This is a genomic window from Rhodococcus sp. 21391 (assembly GCF_016772255.1).
Classification (GTDB): Bacteria; Actinomycetota; Actinomycetes; order Mycobacteriales; family Mycobacteriaceae; genus Rhodococcus_F; species Rhodococcus_F opacus.
Map to the genome: position 1 here is coordinate 3,197,775 of NZ_CP063781.1, position 23,260 is coordinate 3,221,034.

Sequence of the window (23,260 nt, forward strand, 5' to 3'; positions counted from 1 at the left end):
GGTACTCGCCGGACGTCAGACGTTGCACGGGAGGAGTCGACTCATGGCCAGGTCGTCGATCAAAGACGAGAAGCAATACGAGGAATTACGGGACGACGGTGCATCGAAACAGAAAGCGGCCCGGATCGCCAACGCGTCCGCGAAGAAGGGACGCTCTATCGTCGGCCGTAAGGGAGGCAAGTCCGGATCATACGAGGACTGGACGGTTGACGAGCTGAAGAAGAGGGCCAAAGAGCTGGGGATGTCGGGGTACTCGTCCAAGCGCAAGGGTGAGCTGATCGACGAGCTGCGTCATCACTGATTTCCAGGCTCTATCGCGGAGCCTGTGCGCCCTGTGCAACTGCGGAAAACCCGATCAGCGGCTCCGGTTGCGGTGCCAGATGCTGGCGGACAGAACCGTCGCGAAGGCGCACCACAGCGGATAGGGGCCAGAGCGGTTGCCGCGGTGCGGTCGACCTCGGCGGTGCGGCGGACCAGATCGGAGTGCAACCGCCGTCACCTCGGGAAGCGGAACCTGGGACAGGGGCTCCGGCCACCGCCGGCGCGTGGGTATGCCCAGGTAGGGCGACTCGGACCAGTACGCTCACGCGGGTCGAAGAGCGATCCTTGACCGGCACCTCGTTGCCGACGATCGGTGCGTTGGCTCATCTCGACGCTCCATCCTCGGAAAGTCGGTGAGGACAGCACTACCTCGTGCAAGCTGACAGAGTGACCGATCAGCACGAGAAGTGGCGTCCACCAACGCACCTGCCGGTGCTGGTGACGGATTCGTCGGTCGAGGACGGCGAGACACCACCACCGGAAGTCGGGGGTGATCGGCGAGTTTCCGCTGCTGTCCCAAGAGTTCCCCACCGACCCCGCCGATCTGTCGATCGTCACGCTCCGCGCCTCGGCCGAACCTCTGCACTCGGGCAAACCCGCACGCCAGCAACCCGGAACCGGTGAGCAGTGGTGGGATTGGGCTGTGCTGTTGCGTGGTGCCGGCTGGACGGCCACCTGATACACCCGCCGTCCGGTACTCGGTCAGGTCGAAGTCACGGGGCGACTGATCGGTGACCTCGCGTACGCCACCACCGGACGGATCCGCGGTCGGATCATCCGCGTCCAGGTGGCCGCCGACCGATACCACCGAGACCACCGAGACCACGATATCCCGCACTCCCCGTGGAAGCAGATGCCCGGGGCCCGCCACTACCGCGAGGTCACCACCGCACCGCGTTTCTTCGCCGGTGTCACCCGAACCACCGAGACGGCAACTGCGAGGTGGGCGTGCTGGTCGATCTGGACCTGACCGACGTCCCACCGCCACCGCTGCGCCCCAGTGTGGTCCCCGGCGCCGTGTCGCACACGGCACCGACCTGTGGCTGGTCGACCGTGAGCTGCCCCCTGGTCGTCCGTCTCGACTCCCACCGCCACGTCGCCGAGTACACACTTTCCGGGCAGATCTTCGACAACCCTCCGGCAGTCCGGACCCGGCGCGTGTGGGCGCATGCGGGAGGGTGCTGGGTCGGTGGCTGGGACGGGATCTACCACTTCAACCTGGACGGCACCGCGGCCAAGGTCAGCGATGCGCCGATCCGCGACGGCGCCGCCCACGGCGAGGTCCTGCTCGCCGTGGCGGTGCCGAGCCGTAATGCGGCCGAGCTGTTTCTGGTCCGACCGGATCAGGATGCGGTATCGAGCAGTGCCAGCGGGTGGGGCGACATCGAGTCGATGAACACCATCGACGACGGGCTTCTGCTGCTGTTCCGCCAGCGTGACCCCAGCACCGGCGCCCTGGGCGTGACCCGTCTGGTTCGGGTCGACGTGCACGGCATCGCGACCGTGGGGCCGCCAGTGGATCGTCGGGCATCCCCCCGGACGGCGCCGGTCTCGGACGGTGGTGGCCGCTCACCGGGCGACTCGTCGTTCTCAGGAACGCAGCAGGTCGAGCTCTCCCTTGGTGAAGCCGTGCCCGGTGCGGGCTGCCAGGGCGTCGAGTTCGTGTTCGAGGAAGCGGCGATCCTGTCGCCCGACCCAGTGGGTGATCCCGCCCTCGTGGGTGGGGAATCCGTATCCGAGGGTGAGCATCAGGTCGATGTCCGAGGGCCGGTCGGCGATCTTGTCCGCGAGCAGGAGTGCGGCCTCGTTGGCCATCGTGACCAACGCGCGAGTGACGATGTCCTGAGAGGTGAACGCCGCTCGTGTGATGGCCTTGCGTTGCGAGGACTGCTCGATGAGGGCCTCGACCGTGCTGTCCGGGTGTGGGGTGCGCGATCCGGGCTCGAAGTGATACCAGCCGTCCCCGGTCTTCTGCCCGAATCGGCCCAGTTCACACAGCGCGTCCGCGACGTCCGGGTACCGTTCCCGGGGGTCGCGGGCACCCGCTTTGCTCTTGCGCATCCGCCAGGCGATGTCGAGACCCGACATGTCCGAGACCGCGAAGGGTCCCATGGCGAAACCGAATTCGGTGAGAGCCGCGTCGACCTGCTGTGGGAGTGCGCCCTCTTCGAGCATGAGTTCGCACTGTCGGCGGTAGGCGTTGTAGATCCGGTTGCCGATGAACCCGTCGCAGACACCGGCGAGGATCGGCATCTTCTCCAGTACCTTCGCGGCGGTCAGTGCCACATCCAGTGCTTCTGTCGAGGTCTTCTCGCCGCGAACGATTTCGAGCACTGCGGCCCGGTGGGCGGGGCTGAAGAAGTGCATCCCCAGCACCCGGGTGGGTCGGGCAACCGCAGCGGCGATCTCGTTGACGTCGAGGTACGAGGTGTTGGTCGCCAGCGGCACGTGCGGGCGCAGGACGGCCTCGAGCTGGCGCAGGACCGTTTGCTTGACCTCCAGGTCCTCGTAGACGGCCTCGATCACCAGATCGGTTTCCTCGAGGTCGCGGATCGTTGTCCCGGCAGTCAGCAGGGAAAGATGGTGCTGAGCATCGGATTCGGTGAGTCGACCGCGAGTGACCATGCCCTGATAGGTGCGCTGCAGCCGTTCGGCCGCCGCAGCCGCTGCCTGGCGCTGCTGATCGACGAGGACCACCGGGACACCGGCCTCGACGAAGGCGCGGGCGATGCCCGCACCCATCGTCCCGGCGCCGACGACACCGACCGACTTCAGTTCTCGCGGCAGAGCCGGCCGGTTAGCTTTCAGGGCAGCCCGGCGGGCGAAGAACAGGTGCCGCAGCGCAGACGATTCGGTGCCGTTCCGCAGCCTGTTGAACTCCGCGCGCTCATGTTGAAAGGCCCGGTCCGCTGGCGCGGAGCCACCCATGAGGATCGCACCGACGGCGGCGACGGTCTGCGGCCGGGCCGATCTGCGGAGCGCCGTGGTTGCCACCTGCTCTACCTCACCGGGATCGGCACCGCGAACGGGCAGATTCCGCAGGATGCGTTTGCCTCGCAGCGCACGGGCGAAGCGAATCGCCTGTGCGCGAGGGGAGCCCGTGACCACCTCGTCGATCAGTCCTTCGCGGTGAGCCTGCTCCACGGGCAGCCGCTCCCCCGAGGTGACCAGTTCGAGTGTGCGGGCCGGCCCGACCAGGCGCATCGGCCGCTGGGTGCCGCCGGCGCCGGGGATCATGCCCAGCGGGATCTCGGGGAGCCCGACCACCCCACCGGCAAGTGCGATCCGGCCGTCGCATCCGAGCGCGAGTTCGAAGCCGCCCCCGAGTGTGGCGCCTGACAGCGCCGCGACGACCGGTTTGGCACTGGCCTCGATGGCGGCGATGACGGACGGCAGTTGCGGTTCGGGGACCGGGCCGCTGAACTCGCGCAGGTCGGATCCGGAGACGAAGTTGGCGCTCGCCCCGATCAGGACGATCGCGTCGACGTCGTCGTCGGCTTCGGCCACCTCGAGTCCGGACATCAGGCCCGCGCGTACCGCGGCGCTGCTGGCGTTGACCGGGGGGTTGTCGATGGTCAGAACCCCCACCCGGTCTTCGACGGTGTAGGTGACCGGGGTGGTGCCGAGGGAAAGTGGGGACACCTGCTGTGTCATGGAGCGTGTCCTTCCGGTCATCGACGCTGGCTGAAGCGGCGGCCGAAGATCTCCTCGGCGATCCGGTTCTTCAGGATCTCGATGGAGCCGCCGGCGATCATCCAGCCGCGGGTCCGGCGCATGCAGTATTCGACCAGGGATTCGGTGCTGTAACCGAGTGCGCCCATGGCCTGCATAGCCTCGTTGGCGGCCTTGAAACCGGCTTCGTTGGCGGCCAGCTTCGCCACCGAGGTCTCATAGGCGGACGGCAGCCCGGCGGCGGCGTTCCGCACGGCCCGATCGAGGAGCAACTCGGCCGAGTCGAGAGCGACCGCGACCTCGGCGAACTTCCACTGCAAACCCTGGAATTCGTTGAGGGTGCGGCCGAACTGGCTGCGTTCGCTGACATGGTCGCGGGCGAGGTTGAACGCGAGACGGCCGAGAGCGAGAGCGCGGGAGGCGTTGCCGATGCGCTCGACGTTGAATCCGCTCATCTGCTTCTTGAATCCGCCCGGCCCGAGCAGGACGTTCCCCTTCGGCACCCAGCAGTCGTCGAAGTACAGCTGTGCCCACTGCTCACCGCTCATGTACGTCGACGGGGTTCCGAGGGTCAGCCCCTTCGCGCCGCGTTCGACGAGGATGGAGCCGATGTTGCCGGTCCCGGGTCCGAATCGGACGTAGACCAGGAACAAGGTGGCATCGACGCTGTGAGTCCCCCAGATCTTGGTGCCGTTGATCCGGTACCCGTCGCCGTCCTCGGTGGCGCTGGTGGTCAACTCCGTCGCCGCCGACCCGGCCTCGGGCTCACTCATCCCGAGACCGATGAGGGTCCGGCCCGCGATCAGATCGGACAGGTACTTGGCCTTCTGCTCCGGTGTTCCGAACTCGGCGAAGGTGCGGATGGCACCGAAGTTGCCGGCCTGCAGAATGTCTGCGCTCTTCGGGCAGACCATCGCCACTTCCTGGATGACGGCGACCGCATCGGCCAGTCCGGCACCCTGGCCGCCGTCCTCGGCAGAAATGGTCAGCCCGAGCAGGCCCTGGGCGCCGAGGAGCTGGGCGATGTCCCAGGAGTAGTTCGGGTCGTGGGCGCGTGCGAGCGCCCCGTCGGCGAGATGTCGCTGGGCGAACGAACGCACCGAGTCGAGCAGGGCCTCACGTTCGGTCAGTACGGCGGTCATGATCACTCCTAAGTCAATACTCTATAGAGATAGTGGGTAGGGATAACGGCGGAAAAATCGTGCGGACGGTCTTGTCAGCCCATGTAGTTGAAGGCCTTCTTCCACATCTCTTCGTCACGGACCGCATACTGCGCGAACTGCTCCTCGGTGAAGAGGTGAAACTGCGGCGAGTTCGCCTGCGGCAGCTGGTATTCACCGGCCTTGACCGGCCCGATGTCGGTGCGGGCCGAGACGAATCCCTGTGCGGCGGCGAAGCTCTGGCCCGATTTCGACATGGTCCAGTTCATGAAGACCTTCGCGGCCGGGCTTTGCGCACCTTTGGCGGTCATTCCCATCAGGTTCTCCGATCCGGAGACACCCTTGTCCGGGATGACCAGCTTGATCGGGGCGCCCGCGAGCTGGGCGGCGAAGGCGTTGTTGAAACTCAGTGAACCGATTGCGATCTCGCCGCGGGCGAGGGCGTCGACTTCGGTGGAGGTGGAGTCGAAGATGCGGGGGTTCTGCGCGCCCTGCGCCTTCAGGAAGTCTTCGCCGAGGGTCTCGATCTGGAAGTGCGCGAGGGCGTTCAAGGTGCCGCCGGTGGTCACCGACACGACGCCGAGCTTGCCGGAATAGCGCGGATCGGTCAGGTCCTCCCACTTGGTGGGCTGGTCGTCCTCGATCATCGCGGAGTTGTAGCCCATCGCGTTGACGAAGTAGTAGCAGTTCACGAACGTGTCGCGGACACCGGTGTTCTGCTGGACCAGTAGGTCGTGGAACGGGGTCTGGTAGGGCACGAACACGTTCTGCTTCTCGAACTCGCGGGCGACCCGAGGGTCGGTGATGCGGATGATCTCGGCCGGCAGCTGGCCGGCTCCGTGTTCGGAGAGCGCGCGCTCGGCCAGCTTGTTGGTGGGCAGGCGGGTCAGTTCGATGTTGATGCCGGTTTCCTGCATGAAGCGGGCCGCGGTCAGGTCTTCGGCTTCCTTGCCGGTACCCGAGTACAAGATGACGGTGTCGTTCTTGGCGGCGTCGTAGAGCTGCTTGTCGGCGACGAGTTCGCCGTCGATGCGCAGGCCGTCGGAGGTGTCGACGGCGGACGGCGGGAGGAGTTCGCGCGCCTGGTCGTCTTTTCCGCCGTCGGGTGAGCCGCAGCTGGTGACGGTCAGGACGGTCGCGGCGGCCAGGGCGGCCGCGGTGAGCCACCGGCGCACACCGGGGCGTGTGGTGCTGCGCATGGTGTTCCTTTCGGTGTTCGAGGGGGTTCGCTCAGGCACCGCCGGCTCCGTTCTTGGCGCCGAATCGGCGGGGCAGGTAGCTGAGGAGGAACATGATGGCGCAGTAGATCAGGGCCATCGCCGACGCTTCCTGCAGTGCGCCGCCGTTCTCGAACTGGTCGTAGATGGCGATCGAGAGGATGCGGGTGTCGGTGGTGTAGAGGAACAGCGGCACGGTCAGCTCGCGCATGCTCAGCATGAGCAGGATCAGGAAGGTCGAGGACACCGCGACGCGCAGCAGGGGGATGGTGACATAGCCGATGGCGCGGGTGCGGCGGGCGCCGAGGAGCACGGCGCTGTCCTCGAGGTCGCGGTCGGTGGCCTGGATGGCGGCGGCGATGCCGCGGAAGCCTTGGGGCATCTGCACCGCGACGAAGCCGATGATCAGCACCCACAGGGTGCCGTAGACCGGGATGGGCATGACGAGCCAGGTCCACAGCAACCCGATACCGAGCACGATCGCGGGGATTGCCAGGGGCACCATCGACAGCGCCTCGAGGAGGCCGCGTGCGTAGGAGCTGGTGCGGTAGACGGTGTAGCCGACCAAGAACGCGAGGATGGTGCCGCCGAGCGCGGCGAGCAGGGAGACGATCACGCTGTTGGTCGCCGCGGTGGTGAACACCTCGGAGGTGAACACGTGCGCGAAGGAGGTGATGTCGAGGGCGGCGGGCTCGGTCAGGCTGGCGAAGGACTGCATGTACGGGGAGCTGCGGATCGCCGAGAGGAACAGGGCCAGCAGCGGCAACACGATCGCGAGCAGGAAGTACACCAGGGCCACAGCGACGACGGGTGTCTTGAATCGTCCCAGCGGCAGGGTGCGGGCCTTGACGCCCTTGCCCGAGATGGTCGTGTAGGAGCGCTTGGCCAGGATGCGCCGCTGCACCAGAGTGATGGTGACGACCGCGGCCACCAGCACGATGGCAATCACGGAGGCTTCGTTGCCGCGTGAGGGTGAGGTGTTCATCAGTCGGTAGATGAACGTCGGCAGGGTGTCGATCTGTCCGGGGGTGGCCAGGACCTGCGCGACCGGGAAGTTCTCCAGGATGAGGATGAACATCAGCAGGCCCGATCCCAGAATGGCAGGCAAGGCAAGGGGTGTGGTGACCGATCTGATGGTGTGCCAGGTGGATCCGCCGTGGACGCTGGAGGCGTCTTCGAGGTCGGGATTCATCAGGGACATCGAGCTGTGCATCAGCAGGAACGCGTAGGGCGCGTAGTACATCGCCATCACCATGACAACGCCGCCGATGGTGTACACGTTGACCGGATTGCCCATACCGAGATCGCGGAAGGCGACGTTGATCAGGCCGGCGCCGGGGCTGCCGAGCAGCGACCAGGCCAGCGCGCCGACGTAGGACGGCAGGAACAGCGGCATGAGACCGATCAGAAAGATGAATCCCTTGCAGGGGACATTGGTCCGCGCGGTCACGAAGGCCAGGAATCCACCGATCGTCAAGGCCAGCAGAGTTGCCGAGAACGCAATGATGAGTGAGTTCAGCGTGGCGCCGATAACGCCCGCTTCGGTGAGAACCCGGATGTTCTGCAGGGTCAGATCGAGGCCGATGCTGCCTGGTCTCGGTACCTCTTTGCTGAATGCCGCGAGGAGGACGAACCCGGCGGGGACCAGCACCAGGAAGGCGACCACCGCGAGGAGCGGCAGGCTTGCCACCTTTCCTCGCCGGCCGATGCGACGGGCGCGTCGCCGCGTGGGTGCCGGCGGCCGGGGTGTCATCGGTGGTGCAGGCTCGAGCACGCTGGTCGAACTCATGCCGCCACCGCCTGCGGGATGTCGCTGACCGGTGCCTCGTTCGGGAGGACCTTCACCCGGTTCGAGTCGATGGAGATGGACACACGGGCGCCGGGTGCGAAGGTCCCGACGGCGGGCGGTGCGCAGATTGCGTCGAGTGGCAGGCCACTGTCGGTGCGCACCTTGCAGCGGATGGATGCGCCCTGGAACACCGCAACTTCGACGGTGCCGCTGAGGTAGTTGGTGTCGGCGTCGTGACCCACCCGGTCGGTCGGTTGTTCGAGCGTCACCGTGATGTCCTCGGGCCGGATGCACACGCTGGCAGCAGTGCGGGGAACCGGGTAGGTGCTTCGCAGGGTGATGTCGTGGTCGGTCAGCTCCAGTGAGCTAGGTGTTGACGAGGGGGCAATGGGGAAGATGTTGGTCACGCCGAGGAAGCCGGCGATCGATGCGCTCACGGGAGATCCGTAGATCTGCTCGGGGGTGCCGAGTTGGGTGATGCGGCCTTCCTGCATGATCGCGATCCGATCGGCCAGCGCGAGCGCCTCCTGCTGATCGTGTGTGACATACAGGCTGGTCAGGCCGCGTTCGGTTTGGATGCGGCGCAGTTCGACGCGCAGGTCGTCGCGAAGACGTGCATCGAGGTTGGACAGGGGTTCGTCGAGCAGGAGCACGCTGGGCGACATTGCCATCGAGCGCGCCAGCGCGACTCGTTGCATCTGTCCGCCCGAAAGCATGCTGGCTCCGCGTTCGGCGAGGTGCGCCAGGCCGACGATCTCGAGGACCTCGAGGGCTTGGCGGCGGCGGTCTGCCCGGGCGATGCCCTTCATCTTCAGCGGGAACGAGACGTTTTCGAGGACCGTCTTGTGGGGCCAGACCGCGTACGACTGGAAGACCATGCCGACGTTGCGTTTGAACACCGGGACGACTTTTCCGCTGGCGCCGTCGAATACGGTGCGGTCTCCGATGGAAATCCTTCCACCGGTGGGTGATTCGAGTCCGGCGATGCACCGCATGGTGCTCGTCTTTCCGCACCCGGACTGGCCGAGCAGGACCACTGATTCGCCGTCTGGAATGGTCAGATCGAGTCTCTTGATCGCGACGAAGTCGCCGTAGGCGAGTTCGAGATCTTGTACTACAACCTCCATGAGAGGTCCCTTCCTAGTGGAGCTGGTGGGTGGGCCGTGGCGTTTATCGGGGGTCGGCGTTGCGGACCGCGGAGTCGAGGAAATCGAGGAACTCGAGGGAGTCGAAGTTCCACGACGACTCGATCAGGTTCTTGGTGCCGTCGGCGCCGATGACGGGTTCGACCAGAGCACGGGCCTTGCCTTCGAGGTCGCTGTCGGACAGCGGGTTCGACGGTTCGCCGTAGGGCTGTTCGACGCGGTGCTGGTATCGGGTGCCCTCGTTCATGACGACGGTGACATCGGCCGGGCGGCCGGACTTCGGGTATGCCGCGTCGGCGGCGTCGTCGAGGACGACCTGCACCTTGTTCATCAGTGCCTGTACCGCGATGTTCGACCGAGTGTCTTCGCTGAAGTCGGTCAGGGTCACCCCGCCGCGGAGCAACGCGACGGCGACGGTGAACGGAAGGCTCAACTGTGCTTGGAGGATGGTGTCGAGCTGTCGTCCTGCGTGCCGGGTGGCGATGGCGAACGTGCCGACGGTGACCGATGCGATGTCGGCCGGGTCGATGGTGTGGGTTTTGACCAGGTGAAGGGCGGCGTCGATTGCCCCGTGCAGGTGACGGCAGCACGGGTACGGCTTGACGTAGGTCCCGAGCAGCACCCACTCCTCCCCCAGGCCGCCCAGGAGGATCCCGGGGTCCCAATCGGTGCCCTCGACTCCCGCGTAGGCGGCGAAGTATCCGTCTTTGCCTTCGAGGATCGTGGTCGGGCCCGTCAACCCTGCCTGTGCGAGATCTGCGCTGGTGATGCCGTCACGGGCAGCCTTGCCGGGATGGAATCGTTTGATCTCCGCCGACTGGCCGAGGAATTCGAACAATCCGCTCGCATGTGAGCCGGCGATACCGAGGGTGTTCGCCACTCCGGTGACGTCGAGCTCCAGAAGTACCGCAACTGCGGCCGCGGCCCCGAAGACACCCGCAATGGCGGTGTTGTGGAAATGCCGGTTCCGGGTGGCCGGGTGACCGGCGGCAGCGATCCGGCAGGACAGTTCCATCCCGATGGCCGCCGCGGTCAGCACACGATCCCCGCTGATCCCCTTCTCCTGGGCGACCGCGAACACCGCCGGGAAGATCACCGAGGTGGGATGCATACTGCCGGGTGTGTACCCCTCATCGGTCTCGATGCCATGCCCGTTGGTGCCGTTGATCAGGGCCGCGCCCAACGCGGAGCTCCGGCCGTGACCGATGGCGGTCGCCGTGGTGCCGGGGTACATGCGGTGCACGTGTTCGCCGACTGCCCCGGACACCGCACCCGGCGAACTGGCAACGACACCGGCAAGGTGATCGAGCAGCAGCCGCCTGACGTGGTGATCCATTCTTTCGGGCAGCGGGCGTTGCTGCTGGTCGACGATCCACTCGGCAATGTTCCAGGTCAGGCGATCAGAGGAGGTCATGGGGTCTCCATCAGTAGTTCCGGGCCGCGATCCGAGAAGCCCCGTGGAGGCTCCGATCACATCGGCGTGTCTGCGTGACTCAAGTTACATACTCTATAGAGTGTTGTCTACTATCGATAGAAAAGCCGCCTGAATGGGCGCATTCCGGTTCGGGCTGATAGACACTATGTAGTACAGAAAATAGAGTGGCGGTTTCGCTGCTCGGTTTGCTCCCGAAAGGAGCCGTCATGACGTCGAGTGACATGGGAGCAGCCCCTCCGGTGAGCCGGACGGAATACGTCGCCGAGCGACTGAAGCAGGACGTCGCCTCCGGCGCGATCAAACCGGGCGAACTGATCAAGCAGACCGTACTGGCCAAGCGGTACGGGGTCAGCGCCACACCCGTTCGGGAGGCGATGCGACTACTCGCTGCCGACGGGGTTCTGAGCTATTCCCCACACAAGGGCGCCTCCGTACGGGAGATGACCCCGGACACCGCCCGCGACCTGTACCGGCTGCGGGCCGCCGCCGAACGTGAGGCCACCGTGATGGCGGTCGAACGGATGACACCGGCAGGGCTCGAGACCATCAGGGAAAAGCACGCCGCCCTCGACCGGGCGCAACGCGACGGCGCAGCAACCGCGGCCGACCTGTCCCTGATGAACCGGGCCTTCCACTTCGCCATCTACAGCCAGACCTCTCCCCTGGTCGTCCAGCACATCGAACTGCTGTGGTCGAGACTGACACCCAGCACCACCGTGTGGCGACACCCACCCGACGCCCACGAACTGGAAAAGGATCACGACCAGATCCTCGAGGCCATCGTGCGGAAAGACGCCCAGGCCGCTGGTGACTTCATGGCACAGCACATCCAGCGCGCCTACAAGATTCGGGAGAGCCAACCCGAACTGCGCGCGGCCGGATCGGACGAGCGCGAAGACTTCGGGAATGTCTGAGTTCGTCAGGCGCCGAATCTCTTCTACTCACTCGTGAAGTCCTGGTTCGTCTCCCTCTGCCTCGTCACCGCACTTCTTCAGGCCGTATACGCGGCAGTGCGCGTGATGATCTCGTACCGAGCCCTCGAGCTCGGCGGTAACGGCGCGACCGTGGGGATCCTGACCGCGTTGTATTCGCTCGTCCCGCTCGTCGCAGCGATCCCCATCGGCCGGGCCGTGGACGGCAGGCACGCGGCCGCGGTACTGCGACTCGGCGCAGCGCTGTCCGGCGTCGCGGTCGTCGTGATCATCACCAGCACTGACCTGGTCGTGCTCGCCGCCGGCAGCATCCTGCTCGGATTCGGCCACATCCTGACCCTGGTATCCGGCCAGGGATACGTACCGCTCATGTCCTCCCTCGATCAATACGACCGCAGATTCGGCGGCCTGACCGTCTGGATCTCCGTGGGACAGTCCATCGGCATTCCGGTGGCCGGTATCATCGCATCCCGCAGCCACGAAGGACACGTCGAAACCAACGGCGCGCTACTCGCGATGCTGGTGCTCGCGGCACTAGCAGCCACCGCGAGCCTGTCACCGCACCTACGGACACCCAAGACCGCGACACCGCGAAAATCCGCAGCTCCCGTACGCCAGTCGACGATGGCGATACTGTCCACCTCCGGCATGCGCCCCGCCGTCTTCAGCAGCCTGATCGTGCTGACCTCGATGGACCTGACCACCGCCTACCTGCCGGTCCTCGGGGAGCAGTACGGATTTTCCGTACTGACGGTCACCGCGATCCTGACAGCCCGCTCGATCGCCGCGATCGTTTCTCGTGTGTTCTTGACCAGCCTTCTACAATTGGCACCGCGCCGGTGGCTCCTGATCTCCGGCACATTGTGCTCGGCACTGCCAGTCGCCCTGATACCGGCTGTGCCTCAACCGATCATCGTCGGCATCCTCATGGCAGTTGCCGGCTTCTTCTGGGGCCTCGCACAGCCCCTCACCATGACCTGGGTTGCGGGACTGGTACCTCCCTCGAACCGTGCGTCGGCGCTCTCACTTCGCCTGACCGGCAATCGGCTCGGACAAGTCTTCATCCCGCTCACCGCAGGCGCAATCGCAGGCTCCACCGGGACCGACGCCGTCTTCGTGCTGACCGGTGGGCTCCTCGCCGGCGCAGCATTCTCGACATGGAGGGCTCTCACCCGCGAATAGCCACCGCCGGCAGCGGTAACGGTCCCGCTGATCCGGTATCGCACACCGTTCGATCCACATCTCCGCTGCGCACGGCACCTTCGACGAAGAGGGGTTCCCATGGACCCAGATGTTCGCGGCGCACTGTGCCGCCGCCGACCGGTCACGTCGGGCGGGCGGCCGACGTCGCGGAAGTTCTCACACTCCTCGGCGATCCCACAGTCACGATCGTGCCCGTCGTCGCCCCCGCCGAGGTGGGAAAGCCGCCGTCGCCGCCGCCGTGACCCAGGAACTGGTGGCATCGGCCACTACGCGAAGATGCTGAGCGGACTGCTTGCTACAGCGCTCTCGAGATCAATTCCTTCATGACCTCGTTGGATCCGGCGTAGATGCGCTGGATGCGGGCGTCGGCGTACATCTGGGCGATGGGGTATTCGAGGATGTAGCCGTATCCTCCGAACAGTTGTAGACAGCGGTCGATCACGGCGCACTGTTGATCTGTCAACCAGTACTTCGCCATCGCGGCGGTGGTGACGTCGAGTTCGCCGCGAAGGTGTTTGCCGATGCAGTCGTCGATAAAGGTGCGCGATACCCTTGCGAGGGAAGCGCATTCGGCAAGTTCGAAGCGCGTGTTCTGGAGATCGAACAGTGTCTTCCCGAACATTGTCCGCGATTTGGTGTACTCGATGGTGAGGGCTACCGCGCGTTCGATCGCGGCGACGGCAGCGACGCCGCAGATCAGTCTTTCCTGTGGTAGTTGCTGCATCAGCTGGACGAATCCGGCACCCTCGCGTTCTCCGAGCAGGTTGTCCACGGGGACGCGAAGACCGTCGAAGAACAGTTCAGTGGTGTCCTGCCCCTTCTGGCCCAGCTTGTCGAAGATCTGTCCGCGCGAGAATCCGGGAGTGTCGTCGTTCACCTCGGCGACGATGAGAGACACCCCCTTCGCCCCGAGCGTGGCATCGGTCTTGGCCGCGATGATGACGAGGTCACAGTTGCGACCGTTCGAGATGAAGGTCTTGGCGCCGGTGATGACATAGTCGCCCCCGTCGCGCACGGCCTTGGTAGTGATGTTTTGCAGATCTGAGCCGGTTCCCGGTTCGGTCATGGCGATGGCACCGACCCATTCACCGCTTGTGAGCTTGGGAAGCCATCGCGATTTCTGCTCGTGGCTTCCGTACGCGTTCAGGTAGTGCGGAACGATTCCCGAGTGCACACCGAGTTGCAACGAGTGGTCACCTGCCATCACCTGTTCGTGAAAGAGCACGGCATCGTGGGCGAAAGTTCCTCCCCCTCCACCGAACTCCGTAGGAATCGACATACCCGACAAGCCCAGCTTACCCAGGGTGCCGTAGACCTCCTTGTCCGGAAAGCCCTGTTCGGTGAACCGGCGTTGGTGGGGGGTGACCTCTTTGGCGAAGAAGTTGCGTGCGAGTTCGGCAACTGCGTCGAGCTCGTCGTCCATCCATGGGGATGCGCCGCTTTCCGTGGTGACAGTGGAAGAAGTCAAGGGTTCGTCTCCAAAGTTGTTGCGATTAAGTCACGATGGGTTAGCGATGTCAGGTCCCGACCGGGACCTCCGACGTCCGGTCGGCGGCGGGCTCATACACACCTTGGGCGAGGAGTTCGCGGTAGAGCAGCTCGATCTCCGATGCATACTTCTCGGCGATCGGTTTACGGCGCAGCTTCATCGTCAGGGTGAGTTCGTCACCGCCCGGCTCCCAGAAGGTGGGGAGGATCCGGAAGCGTTTGATCTGCTCCACGCGAGAGAGGCCGGTGTTGGCCATCGCGACCGCGGCGGCGATCATCGTGATCATGTCGCGGTCCGCTGCCAGGGAAGCGGCATCGACCCGGATGTCCTTCGCCGCGGCGAAATTAGCCGCGGCCTCGGGGTCGAGCGAGATCAGGGCCGTGTTGTACGGCCGCGCATCTCCGATAGTGGCCACGCCGCCGATGAGCGAGGAGGTGGCCTTGATTGCGTTCTCGATGGTGGCTGGGGACATATTCTTCCCCGAGGAGTTGATGATCAGTTCCTTCTTCCGATCGACGACGGTGAGGTATCCGTCCCGGTCGATGGACACCACGTCACCGGTGGCCAGCCATCCGTCGGCGTCGACGGCGTCGGCAGTTTTGGCAGGCTCTCCCCGGTACCCCTTCATGACGAGGGGACCACGAACGAAAAGCTCACCGTCGTTCGCGACCCGCATGTCCATGCCGGGCACGATCTTGCCGACCGTTCCCAGTTTGGCGGGATCGGCCGGGGCCGCACTGGCGATGCAGGTCAGTTCCGACATCCCCCAGATCTCGGAGATCTGCAGCCCGAGTCCCGCGAAGAACGCCAGCGTGTCGGCGGGTATCGGTGCCGCTCCTGACACGGCCCATCTGAGCTTGTCGAATCCGAGTTCGGCGCGCATCGGCGCCAACACCATCGATTCTGCCTTGACGAACTCGTGTTCCAGTTCTTCCGGTACGGGGAGACCTACCCGGAGCAACTCGATCCGGCGCGCGCCGACCTCGAGGCCCCACTGCAACGCGCGCCGTCGTGCGTCGTCCGGCTCGTTCGCCACCGCCCGTTCGACCGCGATTTTCAGCTTCTCCCAGACCCGCGGTACCGCGCCCCAGATGGTCGGCCGGCAGTCGGGAAGTGCGGCAGCGATCTGCCGTACGTCCGCGACCACGGTGACTTGCGTTCCGAACACCATCTGGAAGTACAGAGCCGTCATCCGATCGGCGATGTGTGCCGACGGCATGAAAGAGGTGATGCGGTCCCCGAACTCGATCGGGAGGATCCAGCACACCGCGCCGGCCTCGAACAGCAATGCGGCATGAGTCGACTCCACCCCTTTCGGGTTGCCGGTAGTGCCGGAGGTGTAGATCAGGGTTGCAACATCGTCGGGCCGCACCGAGCGCCACGCGGCGTCGAAGTCGAACTCCGGTGAGCCGAGAGCCTTCATCTGGTCCAAGGTGAGCGTCCCGGCCGGGGCAATTCCTGCCTCCGCATCGATCACGACGATCTGCTCCAGCAGTGCGCCGGATTCCCTGATTCGCTCCACGTACTGGGCCTCGCACACCACGACCTTGGCTTCGGCGTTGCCGAGAACGTATGCGATGGCAGATGGAGGAAGCGTGTTGTAGATCGAGAACGACGTCGCCCCGACGTGTAGCGCTCCGACGTCGACGGGGTAGAAGTCCACGCGATTGGCCATCATCAAGGCGACGGTGTCGCCGCGGCGGACTCCGAGTGCGGCGAATCCGGCCGCCACTTCGCGGACCTGGCTCGAGTATTGCCGCCAGGTCAACGTCTGTGAATCGCCGACCGTTCGCAGTGCGATGGCGTCCGGGTCGATGGCGGCGGTGCGTTGAAATGCTGCGCACAGGGTGTGGGGCGCTTCATCGATGGTCATGGCGTTCTCCTCGGTTCAGGACCGGCTGCTGTGGATCCACTCGGATATGTGGTGACGGGGCGTTCTTCGAGCTCGCGGATCAGTTGGTGGCATTCGGCATCGGCCGCCAGGTAACCGTCGGCGAGCACGTTCACCAGTCCTCGTCCCAGTGCCCACGGTTGCCATGCCGCCGGAGCGAGGGTGCGTCCGGCGCGGCGAGCGATGGCATCCGCGATCACAGTCGCGGCATCCTCCGGACTGATGCGGCGGCGCAGCGGACGAGGAAGACGCGCATCGAGCCTTCTGCCGATCTCGTCGTCGTCCAGCGTTGCCCGAGCCAGTTGTGTGTCGACCATCCCGAAGTACGCGACACCCGCGGAGGCGCCGTAGCCGGCGAGTTCGAGACGGAGTGCCCGGCCGAGTTGTTCGACGGCGGCCTTGCTGATCATGTAGGACGCACCACCGAGACCGGGTGCGAAGGCCGCCGCAGACGACACCACCACGATGTGGCCGTGTCGCGCAATCACTTCGTCGATCGCAGGATGGACGGTGTTGAAGACGCCTGTGAGGTTGATGTCGATCACGCGGTCGAAGCCCGCCGGATCTATCTGGCGGAGGGTGGACGGGGGCGGGGTCACTCCGGCGTTCGCGATCACCACATCGAGCCGCCCATACCGCTCGATCACCCGGTGTACGGCTGCATCCATGCCGCGACGGTCGCGGACGTCAGCGATCAGGGTGAGGACCCGCCGTCGTCCGAGCGCGAATTCGGCTGCCGTCAGCGCGGATTGGTTGACATCGATCAGCGCGACGGTCGCGCCGCGGGCATGCAGTGCTCGCGCCGATGCCAGTCCGATACCGTCGCCACCGCCGGTAATCAGGACCACCTTTCCGGCAACGTTGTACTCGGCGCCTCGACCTGGAAGTGGGAGTCCCAGGTCTCTCAGGGTGCGAGCGATCGTCGATCGGGTTCTGAACGTGGCCATCATCAATGCCTTCCGTGGAGCAGTCTGACGAGAACGCGCACCAGAGTGTCGATCCGCGGTGTGCGCCGAAACGTGGTGAGCGGAAGAATCGACGGGAATCGCTGCCTTGTCATCGCACGGGGAAACGTGAACTCCCTCAACCCGTCAGCGCCGTGGACCCGGCCGAATCCGGAATCACCGACACCACCCAGCGGCAGGCTGGGGACGGCGGCGTACATGACGTACGAATTGACCGACACTGCGCCGGTGCGGATTCTCGTCGCGATCTCCTCGCCGCGTCGGCGGGAGAAGATGCTCAGCCCCAATCCGTATCGGCTCGCATTGGTTCGGTCGACCGCGTCGTCCATATCCCGCACCCTGGTCACGGTCATGGTCGGCCCGAATGTCTCCTCGGTGACCGCGACACTGTCCTCCGGCACGTCCACCAGAATGGTCGGCTGCACGAGGTTGCCCTCGATGGCGTCCGACCCTCCGAGTACAGCGCGGCCACCCCTCCCGATCGCGTCGTCGATGTGGCGACGGATGACGTCGATGTGCGTGGGCATGGTGATGGGACCGATCTGGGCGTTCCCGCCGGAACCGGCCCGGATCGCGCGTGCACGAGTGACCACCCGATCGACGAACGCGTCGAATACCTTTTCGTGCACGTACACCCGCTCCACCCCGAGGCAGGTCTGACCGGCGTTGGAGAACCCACCCCACACGGCCGCGTCGGCTGCCGCGTCGAGGTCGCCGTCAGCATCGACGATCAAGGCGTCCTTTCCGCCGCACTCCATCAGAACCGGGGTGAGTGTCTCCGCGCACGCGGTCATCACCTGCTTTCCGGTCGCGGTGGAACCGGTGAACCCGATCTTGTCCACGCCCGATCGGCAGAGCGCGGCTCCGGTGGAGCCGTCACCCGTGACCACCTGTAGAACAGGGTGTTCCGGCACGACCTCGGACAATGTCTGGGCCAACCACACACCGACGCCCGGGGTGTACTCGCTGGGCTTGTAGACAACGGTGTTCCCGGCTGCGAGCGCGAAGGACAAAGAACCGAGCGGGGTGAAAATCGGGTAGTTCCACGGTCCGATCACCCCCACGACTCCGACGGGGAGATATTCGACGCTCGCCGATTGGTTGGCGGTGAGCAGGCTGGAGCGGACCGGGCGCCGACCCAGTACGCGGGCGGCGTTTTTTGCCGCCCACGCCAGGTGTTCCGAGGCCATCGCAATTTCGAGCATCGCGTCTGCGCGCGGCTTACCCATCTCGATGTGGGTGAGCTCCGCGAGTTCCGGTGCCCGACGGGCGATGATGCCCCGCCACGCGTCGAGTCGCCGGGCCCGTTCGTCGAATCCCAACGACCCCCACCAGCCGGCGACCTCGCGCGCTCGGCGCACCGCGTCGTCGATGTCGTCGGCCGACCCACGTGGGTGGGTTCCGACCAACCGCCCGGTCGCCGGACTGATCACATCGAACATGTCGGCCGCAGCCGTGGTGGTGATCATCGGCGGGTTCCCTTCGGTTCGTCGAGCGTCTTGTCGGCGAGCGCGCGCGCCCATCCCCGTGTCACCCGACGGAGGATTGGCAGGGACAGTACGAGGAATGGGGCGAACCCGGGCGTGGTGTCCATCGCAAAGGTCCAGGTGAGCCGGGTTCCGTCGGACGTCGGTTCCAGGGTGATGTCCTCGGCGAACCGGCGGAATCCGGGTCTGCTGGCGGACTCGGCGGTGAAGGTCATCCGTCTGCCCTCGTCCCAGCGGTAGAAGCGTTCCCTCAGCGCCGCGGCGCCGTGACCGAGCGTCACGGTTCTGGTGGTACCGACACCGAAGGGCCGGGACGACGTCCACTCGCTTGCCGTGATCAGCCGCGCCCACGACACCAGTGCGTCGTGTGCGGTCAACACACTCCACACGTGGTCGGTGTCCGTCGACACGTTCACGATGTGCACGAGCCGGAATCGGGCGGTCTGCAGGAACTCGTCGTCGGTGGCGGCGAGTGGGTACCAGCGCGTCACAGGTCGATCACCAGCGATCCACCGGCCGAGCGGGACAGACAGACCAGCATCGAATTCTCCCGTTCGTTGTGCGTCAGGATCTTGTCGCGGTGATCGACCTCGCCGGCCAGGACGCGCACGCGGCAGGTGCCGCAAAAGCCCTGCCGGCACGAGTAGGCGACACCCGGGACCTCCCGGCGGATCGCCGCGAGCGCGGTCTCGTCCGGCCCGACCGACACAGTCGTCCCTCGGCGGGCGAGTCGTATCTCGAACTCACGGCCACCGACCACCGGAAGTGGTGAGAAGCGTTCGGTGTGAAGCGATCCGGTCGGGTCGATCTCGGACATCAGCCGACGCGCGGTGGTCATCAACGGTGTCGGGCCGCACATGTAGACGGCGGCACCAGGGGAAGCCGTGGCGACGATGCCGGCGACATCAGGAGGACCGAATTCGTCGTCCGGCCGGATCTCGACCTGGCCACGGGGGTACCGGGCGAGTTCGTCGAGGAACGGCATGGTTTCTCGGGAGCGTCCGAGATAGACCAACCTCCATGGCAACTCACGGTCGTGGCATCTCTTCACCATCGGCAGGATCGGAGTGATTCCGATTCCGCCCGCGACGAACAGATACGATTCCGCGGCAACCAGTGGGAAGGCATTGCGAGGCCCCCGCACGGTGATCGGGGTCCCGGTCCGCACGGAGTCGTGGACCTCCCGCGAACCACCCAGGCCGGTGTCGATCCGACGCACCGCGATGCGGTAGGACGACAGATCGTCGGGGTCGCCGCACAGTGAGTACTGCCGTTGCTTTCCCGACGGGAGGATCAGGTCGAGGTGCGCGCCTGGGATCCAGGACGGGAGGTCGCGCCCGTCCGGCGACACCACTGTCAGGCTGACGACATCAGCCGCCTCGGTCCGCACCTCCGCAACAATCAGATTCATATCGAAGCCCCAGTGACGCACGGGCTTCGGCCTCGACAGCCACGGAGCAGCGCGACTGGCGGCGAACACGTGCCGGTACGTGACCGTCGCCCGCGCAGCCAGCCGGAGAACCCTGGAGGGTTCGAAGTCGGGCGTATCCGAGTCCGAGCCTGCGGAACTGTCCGACGTCGTCATTGTCATGAGTCGCTTTCTCGGTAGGAACGGTTGGCGGCAGGCGACTGTGCGAGGTAGCGCATCGCCACATCCATGTCACCGATCTGCGAGGGATGGAAGCTGGGACGGAGGTACGGCGGGATTTCCGTGATCAGGAATTTGATGTTGGGCACGAGCCCCCGCCTTGTTGCACGGATCAATTGCAGTGGCCAGAAGTGCCCCTTGTCCGCCGACGGATCGGTGCGGAAGAGGTAGTTCATCGATGTCAGGAACAGCAGGATGAGGGTAAGGCTGGCGATCAGTGCCGTTCGTACGCGGCGGGCATAGCTGCCGTCGACGTACATGTAGGCGTCGAAGGCGACGTTGCGGTGCTCGACCTCCTCGGCGCCGTGCCACCGGACCATGTCGAGCATCATCGGGTGCATGCCCGCCTTCTCCAGTGCGGGGTCCGTCAGCAGCCACTCCCCCACCACGGCGGTGTAGTGCTCCATGGCGGCGAACAAACCCAGCCGCTCACACAGCCAAGCCCGTTTCGCACGGCCGGACAGCCCTCGATCTCCCAGAATCCGGTCTACGAGCCAGTCCATCTTCTTCGACATCGGTTCGATGTCCATGCCCAGTTCCGCGAGGTGTTCACGGGCCCCCTTGTGCGACGCGGCGTGAGTCGCCTCCTGGCCGACGAACCCGACGACCTCCTCGTGGAGCCGCTCGTCCTCGATCAGTGGCAGCGCCTCGGCCAACGTCGCGGACATCGCGCGCTCGCCTTCGGGAAGTACCAAGTGCATGAAGTTGATGACATGCGTGGCCATCGGCTCGCCGGGAACATAGTGCAACGGCACTCCGTCCCAGGAGAACTCGACGTCACGAGCGGTGATCGCGTGCGCTTCGTCCGTGTATCGCCGCGCACCGACCGGATCGACCACAGGGTTTCGGCCTATCCGGGGAAACGACATCATCCTGCTGTCCTCACTGTCGATTTTGCCGAGGCTCCGACCCCGCTGAGGATGTATTGGTCGAGGTCCGCCCGCCGGGTCCGCGCGCGGAAGCGGCGGTTGAACCCCGGGTAGAAGGTGAAGTTGCGGCCCTCGCCGCTGAGGTAATAGCTGGTGCACCCACCGGTGTTCCACACCGAGGTCTGTAGCCTCTTGTCGACCTCGTCGACGAATGCCTGCTGAACCTCGGGGCGGACGTCGATACTCGCCGCCCCCTGCGCTTTCATTTCCTGCAGGCAACTGAGGATGTACGCAATCTGAGCTTCGATGGTCACCACCTGCGAGGTGTAGACGACGGAATTGGGGCCGAGCAACATGAAGAAGTTGGGGAATCCACTGATTGTGGTGCCGAGATAGGCTCGGGCATTGCCGTTCCACGCCTCGGCCAGGGTACGACCGTCGCGCCCTCGCACCACATCGAACGCGGGATTGTCGGTCAGCCGGAAGCCCGTTCCCATCACGATCGTGTCGACCTCGTGGAGAGCGCCGTCCTCGGTGACGATCCCGTTCGATCGCACTTCACGAATTCCGTCGGTGACCACGTCCACATTCGGCTGCGCGAGCGCCGGATAGAACGAGTTGGAAAACGTCGGTCGCTTACAACCGAACGCATAGGTGGGCGTGAGTTTTGTCCGCAGCTCCGCGTTGCGGACCTGGCGGCGCAGGTGGGCGCGGCCGAGCGCCGCCAGCCCTTTCAGCAGCGCCGGCTTGTACACGAAACCCGGAACCATCGCCTCTTGGACCAGATCGAGACCGGCCCGCGCCAGCCGCTGGGCAACAGGTACCCGCGCGAACAATCTCTGTGGCCATCCGGTCATCGGTTGGTCGGGGTGCGGAAGTATCCACGTCGGGGTCCGCTGGAACACCGTCATCGAACCGACGCTCGGCTGAATTCGGGGGATGATCTGCACCGCAGAGGCACCGGTTCCAATCACCGCGACCCTTTCCCCGGCGAGATCGTGCTCGTGGTCCCAGGCGGCGGAGTGAAAGACAGCGCCCTGGAAGCTCGCCAGTCCGGGAAGGTTCGGTACCGCCGGTTCACTGAACGGGCCCATCGCCCCGACCAGAATCCGCGCCTCCCAGTTTCCATGACTGGTGGTCACGTGCCACACCTGCGAGTCGTCTTCCCAGGTCGCGTCTTGCACGTCATGACCCATCCGCAGGTGCGGGACGACGCCGAAGTTCTCAGCGCAGGCGCGCAGATAGTCGTGGATCTCCTGCTGCAGCGGGTAGAGCCTGGTCCAGTTCGGGTTGGGAGCAAAAGAGAATGAATAGAGGATCGAGGGGATGTCGCATTGCGCTCCCGGGTAGGTATTGACCCGCCACGTTCCGCCGATGTCCTCCGCACGGTCGAGCACGACGAAGTCGTCGATGCCGGCTTGTTTCAGTCTGATCGCAGTTCCCAGCCCACCGAATCCCGCGCCGACGATGAGTACGTCGACCCTTTCGGGTGCCTGATCGACGTTGTCGACCGGAAGCTCCACCGGTATTGCAGACCTGACCATTCGGGCGCCCTCCTCGTTGATGCCGCGCATGCCGAAGACACTAGAACTGACATCAAACGCTGTCAACAGCGGTCGATGTCAACATTCACAAGACGCCGCACGCAGCCACACGATCTGATTCGGCACGTCGTCCGCGCCTTCACCGACTACATCGCACGATCGGCGTCGCGGAAAGAACATGTTCGTCGAGTCGCAGACCGTCCCGGAGCTCGCGCAGCGGGGCGAGCAACTCGTCAAGGAAGGCACGGCCCGTCGCGGCATCGCTCGGCAGGCCGAGCGGCGACGAAGCACGCGACAAGGTCACCACTCAACTCCACTCGACAGCGATCTTCGACGCTCTCTCCTTCCTTCGCCAGCACTGGCTCACCGGAAACTCTCGAATCTCCAAAAGCTCCGTCGTAGAGCATATTTCGTTGGTTATCGATCCCAGGTCGACCTCAACAGCGCGTCGGATCCAACCACAAATGGTTTCCCATCCGCTTTGGATGAGGGT

At 65.3% G+C, this 23,260-nt stretch carries 20 protein-coding genes; 5 read left to right on the forward strand and 15 right to left on the reverse strand.

Annotation, left to right across the window (positions count from 1 at the left end; translation table 11 throughout):
* The first annotated feature begins 43 nt into the window (after positions 1-43).
* Both GO592_RS14980 and GO592_RS14985 read left to right on the forward strand, forming a co-directional pair.
* Complete coding sequence (locus GO592_RS14980) at positions 44-301, forward strand: DUF7218 family protein (protein WP_007297023.1); 258 nt, start codon at positions 44-46, stop codon at positions 299-301.
* Between the two features lie 510 nt (positions 302-811).
* A complete protein-coding gene (locus GO592_RS14985) occupies positions 812-1,000 on the forward strand; it encodes a hypothetical protein (RefSeq protein ID WP_007297024.1) in 189 nt (62 codons plus the stop codon).
* Between the two features lie 911 nt (positions 1,001-1,911).
* On the opposite strand, the gene GO592_RS14990 is transcribed toward GO592_RS14985, so the two are convergent.
* The 6 genes from GO592_RS14990 to GO592_RS15015 form a co-directional block, all read right to left on the reverse strand.
* On the reverse strand, positions 1,912-3,975 hold the full coding sequence (locus GO592_RS14990) for a 3-hydroxyacyl-CoA dehydrogenase NAD-binding domain-containing protein (protein WP_007297026.1): 2,064 nt from the start codon (positions 3,973-3,975) through the stop codon (positions 1,912-1,914).
* 17 nt (positions 3,976-3,992) lie between these two features.
* Complete coding sequence (locus GO592_RS14995) at positions 3,993-5,135, reverse strand: acyl-CoA dehydrogenase family protein (RefSeq protein ID WP_007297027.1); 1,143 nt, start codon at positions 5,133-5,135, stop codon at positions 3,993-3,995.
* 74 nt (positions 5,136-5,209) lie between these two features.
* On the reverse strand, positions 5,210-6,352 hold the full coding sequence (locus tag GO592_RS15000) for an ABC transporter substrate-binding protein (RefSeq protein WP_007297028.1): 1,143 nt from the start codon (positions 6,350-6,352) through the stop codon (positions 5,210-5,212).
* A 31-nt stretch (positions 6,353-6,383) separates the two neighbouring features.
* Entirely contained in the window at positions 6,384-8,159 is a 1,776-nt protein-coding gene (locus GO592_RS15005) for an ABC transporter permease (protein WP_237720392.1), read from the reverse strand.
* On the reverse strand, positions 8,156-9,286 hold the full coding sequence (locus GO592_RS15010; protein ID WP_007297030.1) for an ABC transporter ATP-binding protein: 1,131 nt from the start codon (positions 9,284-9,286) through the stop codon (positions 8,156-8,158). Before GO592_RS15010 ends, GO592_RS15005 begins: the two co-directional genes overlap by 4 nt.
* 43 nt (positions 9,287-9,329) lie before the next feature.
* Positions 9,330-10,718: an MmgE/PrpD family protein gene (locus GO592_RS15015; protein ID WP_007297031.1), complete on the reverse strand. Its 1,389-nt coding sequence runs from the start codon at positions 10,716-10,718 to the stop codon at positions 9,330-9,332.
* A gap of 227 nt (positions 10,719-10,945) precedes the next feature.
* Between GO592_RS15015 and GO592_RS15020 the strand changes: the two genes are divergently transcribed.
* From GO592_RS15020 to GO592_RS15030, 3 genes are all read left to right on the forward strand, one after another.
* Positions 10,946-11,653 carry a GntR family transcriptional regulator gene (locus GO592_RS15020; RefSeq protein WP_007297032.1) on the forward strand — a complete coding sequence of 236 codons (708 nt, stop codon included), beginning with the start codon at positions 10,946-10,948 and terminating at the stop codon, positions 11,651-11,653.
* 33 nt (positions 11,654-11,686) lie between these two features.
* Positions 11,687-12,853 (forward strand): MFS transporter, encoded by a 1,167-nt coding sequence (locus tag GO592_RS15025; protein ID WP_007297033.1) that lies wholly within the window; start codon positions 11,687-11,689, stop codon positions 12,851-12,853.
* A 125-nt stretch (positions 12,854-12,978) separates the two neighbouring features.
* Positions 12,979-13,116 (forward strand): hypothetical protein, encoded by a 138-nt coding sequence (locus GO592_RS15030; protein WP_157234210.1) that lies wholly within the window; start codon positions 12,979-12,981, stop codon positions 13,114-13,116.
* 53 nt (positions 13,117-13,169) lie between these two features.
* On the opposite strand, the gene GO592_RS15035 is transcribed toward GO592_RS15030, so the two are convergent.
* From GO592_RS15035 to GO592_RS15075, 9 genes are all read right to left on the reverse strand, one after another.
* Positions 13,170-14,297, reverse strand: coding sequence for an acyl-CoA dehydrogenase family protein (locus tag GO592_RS15035; RefSeq protein WP_007297034.1), 1,128 nt, complete (start codon positions 14,295-14,297; stop codon positions 13,170-13,172).
* A 94-nt stretch (positions 14,298-14,391) separates the two neighbouring features.
* The gene (gene fadD11, locus GO592_RS15040; RefSeq protein WP_007297035.1) at positions 14,392-16,236 is read right to left on the reverse strand and encodes a fatty acid--CoA ligase FadD11; all 1,845 of its coding nucleotides are present in this window, start codon (positions 16,234-16,236) and stop codon (positions 14,392-14,394) included.
* Complete coding sequence (locus GO592_RS15045) at positions 16,233-17,204, reverse strand: SDR family oxidoreductase (protein WP_007297036.1); 972 nt, start codon at positions 17,202-17,204, stop codon at positions 16,233-16,235. Before GO592_RS15045 ends, fadD11 begins: the two co-directional genes overlap by 4 nt.
* Positions 17,204-18,688, reverse strand: coding sequence for an aldehyde dehydrogenase family protein (locus GO592_RS15050; RefSeq protein WP_007297037.1), 1,485 nt, complete (start codon positions 18,686-18,688; stop codon positions 17,204-17,206). Before GO592_RS15050 ends, GO592_RS15045 begins: the two co-directional genes overlap by 1 nt.
* Positions 18,685-19,197: an SRPBCC family protein gene (locus GO592_RS15055; protein WP_007297038.1), complete on the reverse strand. Its 513-nt coding sequence runs from the start codon at positions 19,195-19,197 to the stop codon at positions 18,685-18,687. The genes GO592_RS15050 and GO592_RS15055 overlap by 4 nt, the downstream gene beginning before the upstream one ends.
* Positions 19,194-20,297 carry a PDR/VanB family oxidoreductase gene (locus GO592_RS15060; RefSeq protein WP_039951073.1) on the reverse strand — a complete coding sequence of 368 codons (1,104 nt, stop codon included), beginning with the start codon at positions 20,295-20,297 and terminating at the stop codon, positions 19,194-19,196. The genes GO592_RS15055 and GO592_RS15060 overlap by 4 nt, the downstream gene beginning before the upstream one ends.
* Positions 20,294-21,226, reverse strand: a complete 933-nt coding sequence (locus tag GO592_RS15065; protein ID WP_007297040.1) for a metal-dependent hydrolase — start codon at positions 21,224-21,226, stop codon at positions 20,294-20,296. Before GO592_RS15065 ends, GO592_RS15060 begins: the two co-directional genes overlap by 4 nt.
* On the reverse strand, positions 21,223-22,767 hold the full coding sequence (locus tag GO592_RS15070) for a flavin-containing monooxygenase (RefSeq protein ID WP_007297041.1): 1,545 nt from the start codon (positions 22,765-22,767) through the stop codon (positions 21,223-21,225). Before GO592_RS15070 ends, GO592_RS15065 begins: the two co-directional genes overlap by 4 nt.
* Positions 22,768-22,906: 139 nt before the next feature.
* Positions 22,907-23,074, reverse strand: a complete 168-nt coding sequence (locus tag GO592_RS15075) for a hypothetical protein (RefSeq protein WP_237737229.1) — start codon at positions 23,072-23,074, stop codon at positions 22,907-22,909.
* Positions 23,075-23,260 lie beyond the last annotated feature (186 nt).

Excerpts from the sequence above, each read along its gene's own strand:
- GO592_RS15050 (WP_007297037.1), bottom strand. The coding sequence starts at position 18,688 with ATGATCACCACCACGGCTGCGGCCGACATGTTCGATGTGATCAGTCCG.
- GO592_RS15045 (WP_007297036.1), bottom strand. The coding sequence starts at position 17,204 with ATGATGGCCACGTTCAGAACCCGATCGACGATCGCTCGCACCCTGAGA.
- GO592_RS15010 (WP_007297030.1), bottom strand. The coding sequence starts at position 9,286 with ATGGAGGTTGTAGTACAAGATCTCGAACTCGCCTACGGCGACTTCGTC.
- GO592_RS15020 (WP_007297032.1), top strand. The coding sequence starts at position 10,946 with ATGACGTCGAGTGACATGGGAGCAGCCCCTCCGGTGAGCCGGACGGAA.
- GO592_RS15065 (WP_007297040.1), bottom strand. The coding sequence starts at position 21,226 with ATGATGTCGTTTCCCCGGATAGGCCGAAACCCTGTGGTCGATCCGGTC.
- GO592_RS14980 (WP_007297023.1), top strand. The coding sequence starts at position 44 with ATGGCCAGGTCGTCGATCAAAGACGAGAAGCAATACGAGGAATTACGG.
- GO592_RS15070 (WP_007297041.1), bottom strand. The coding sequence starts at position 22,767 with ATGGTCAGGTCTGCAATACCGGTGGAGCTTCCGGTCGACAACGTCGAT.
- GO592_RS15060 (WP_039951073.1), bottom strand. The coding sequence starts at position 20,297 with ATGACAATGACGACGTCGGACAGTTCCGCAGGCTCGGACTCGGATACG.
- GO592_RS15035 (WP_007297034.1), bottom strand. The coding sequence starts at position 14,297 with ATGGACGACGAGCTCGACGCAGTTGCCGAACTCGCACGCAACTTCTTC.
- fadD11 (WP_007297035.1), bottom strand. The coding sequence starts at position 16,236 with ATGACCATCGATGAAGCGCCCCACACCCTGTGCGCAGCATTTCAACGC.
- GO592_RS15000 (WP_007297028.1), bottom strand. The coding sequence starts at position 6,352 with ATGCGCAGCACCACACGCCCCGGTGTGCGCCGGTGGCTCACCGCGGCC.
- GO592_RS15015 (WP_007297031.1), bottom strand. The coding sequence starts at position 10,718 with ATGACCTCCTCTGATCGCCTGACCTGGAACATTGCCGAGTGGATCGTC.
- GO592_RS14995 (WP_007297027.1), bottom strand. The coding sequence starts at position 5,135 with ATGACCGCCGTACTGACCGAACGTGAGGCCCTGCTCGACTCGGTGCGT.
- GO592_RS14990 (WP_007297026.1), bottom strand. The coding sequence starts at position 3,975 with ATGACACAGCAGGTGTCCCCACTTTCCCTCGGCACCACCCCGGTCACC.
- GO592_RS15005 (WP_237720392.1), bottom strand. The coding sequence starts at position 8,159 with ATGAGTTCGACCAGCGTGCTCGAGCCTGCACCACCGATGACACCCCGG.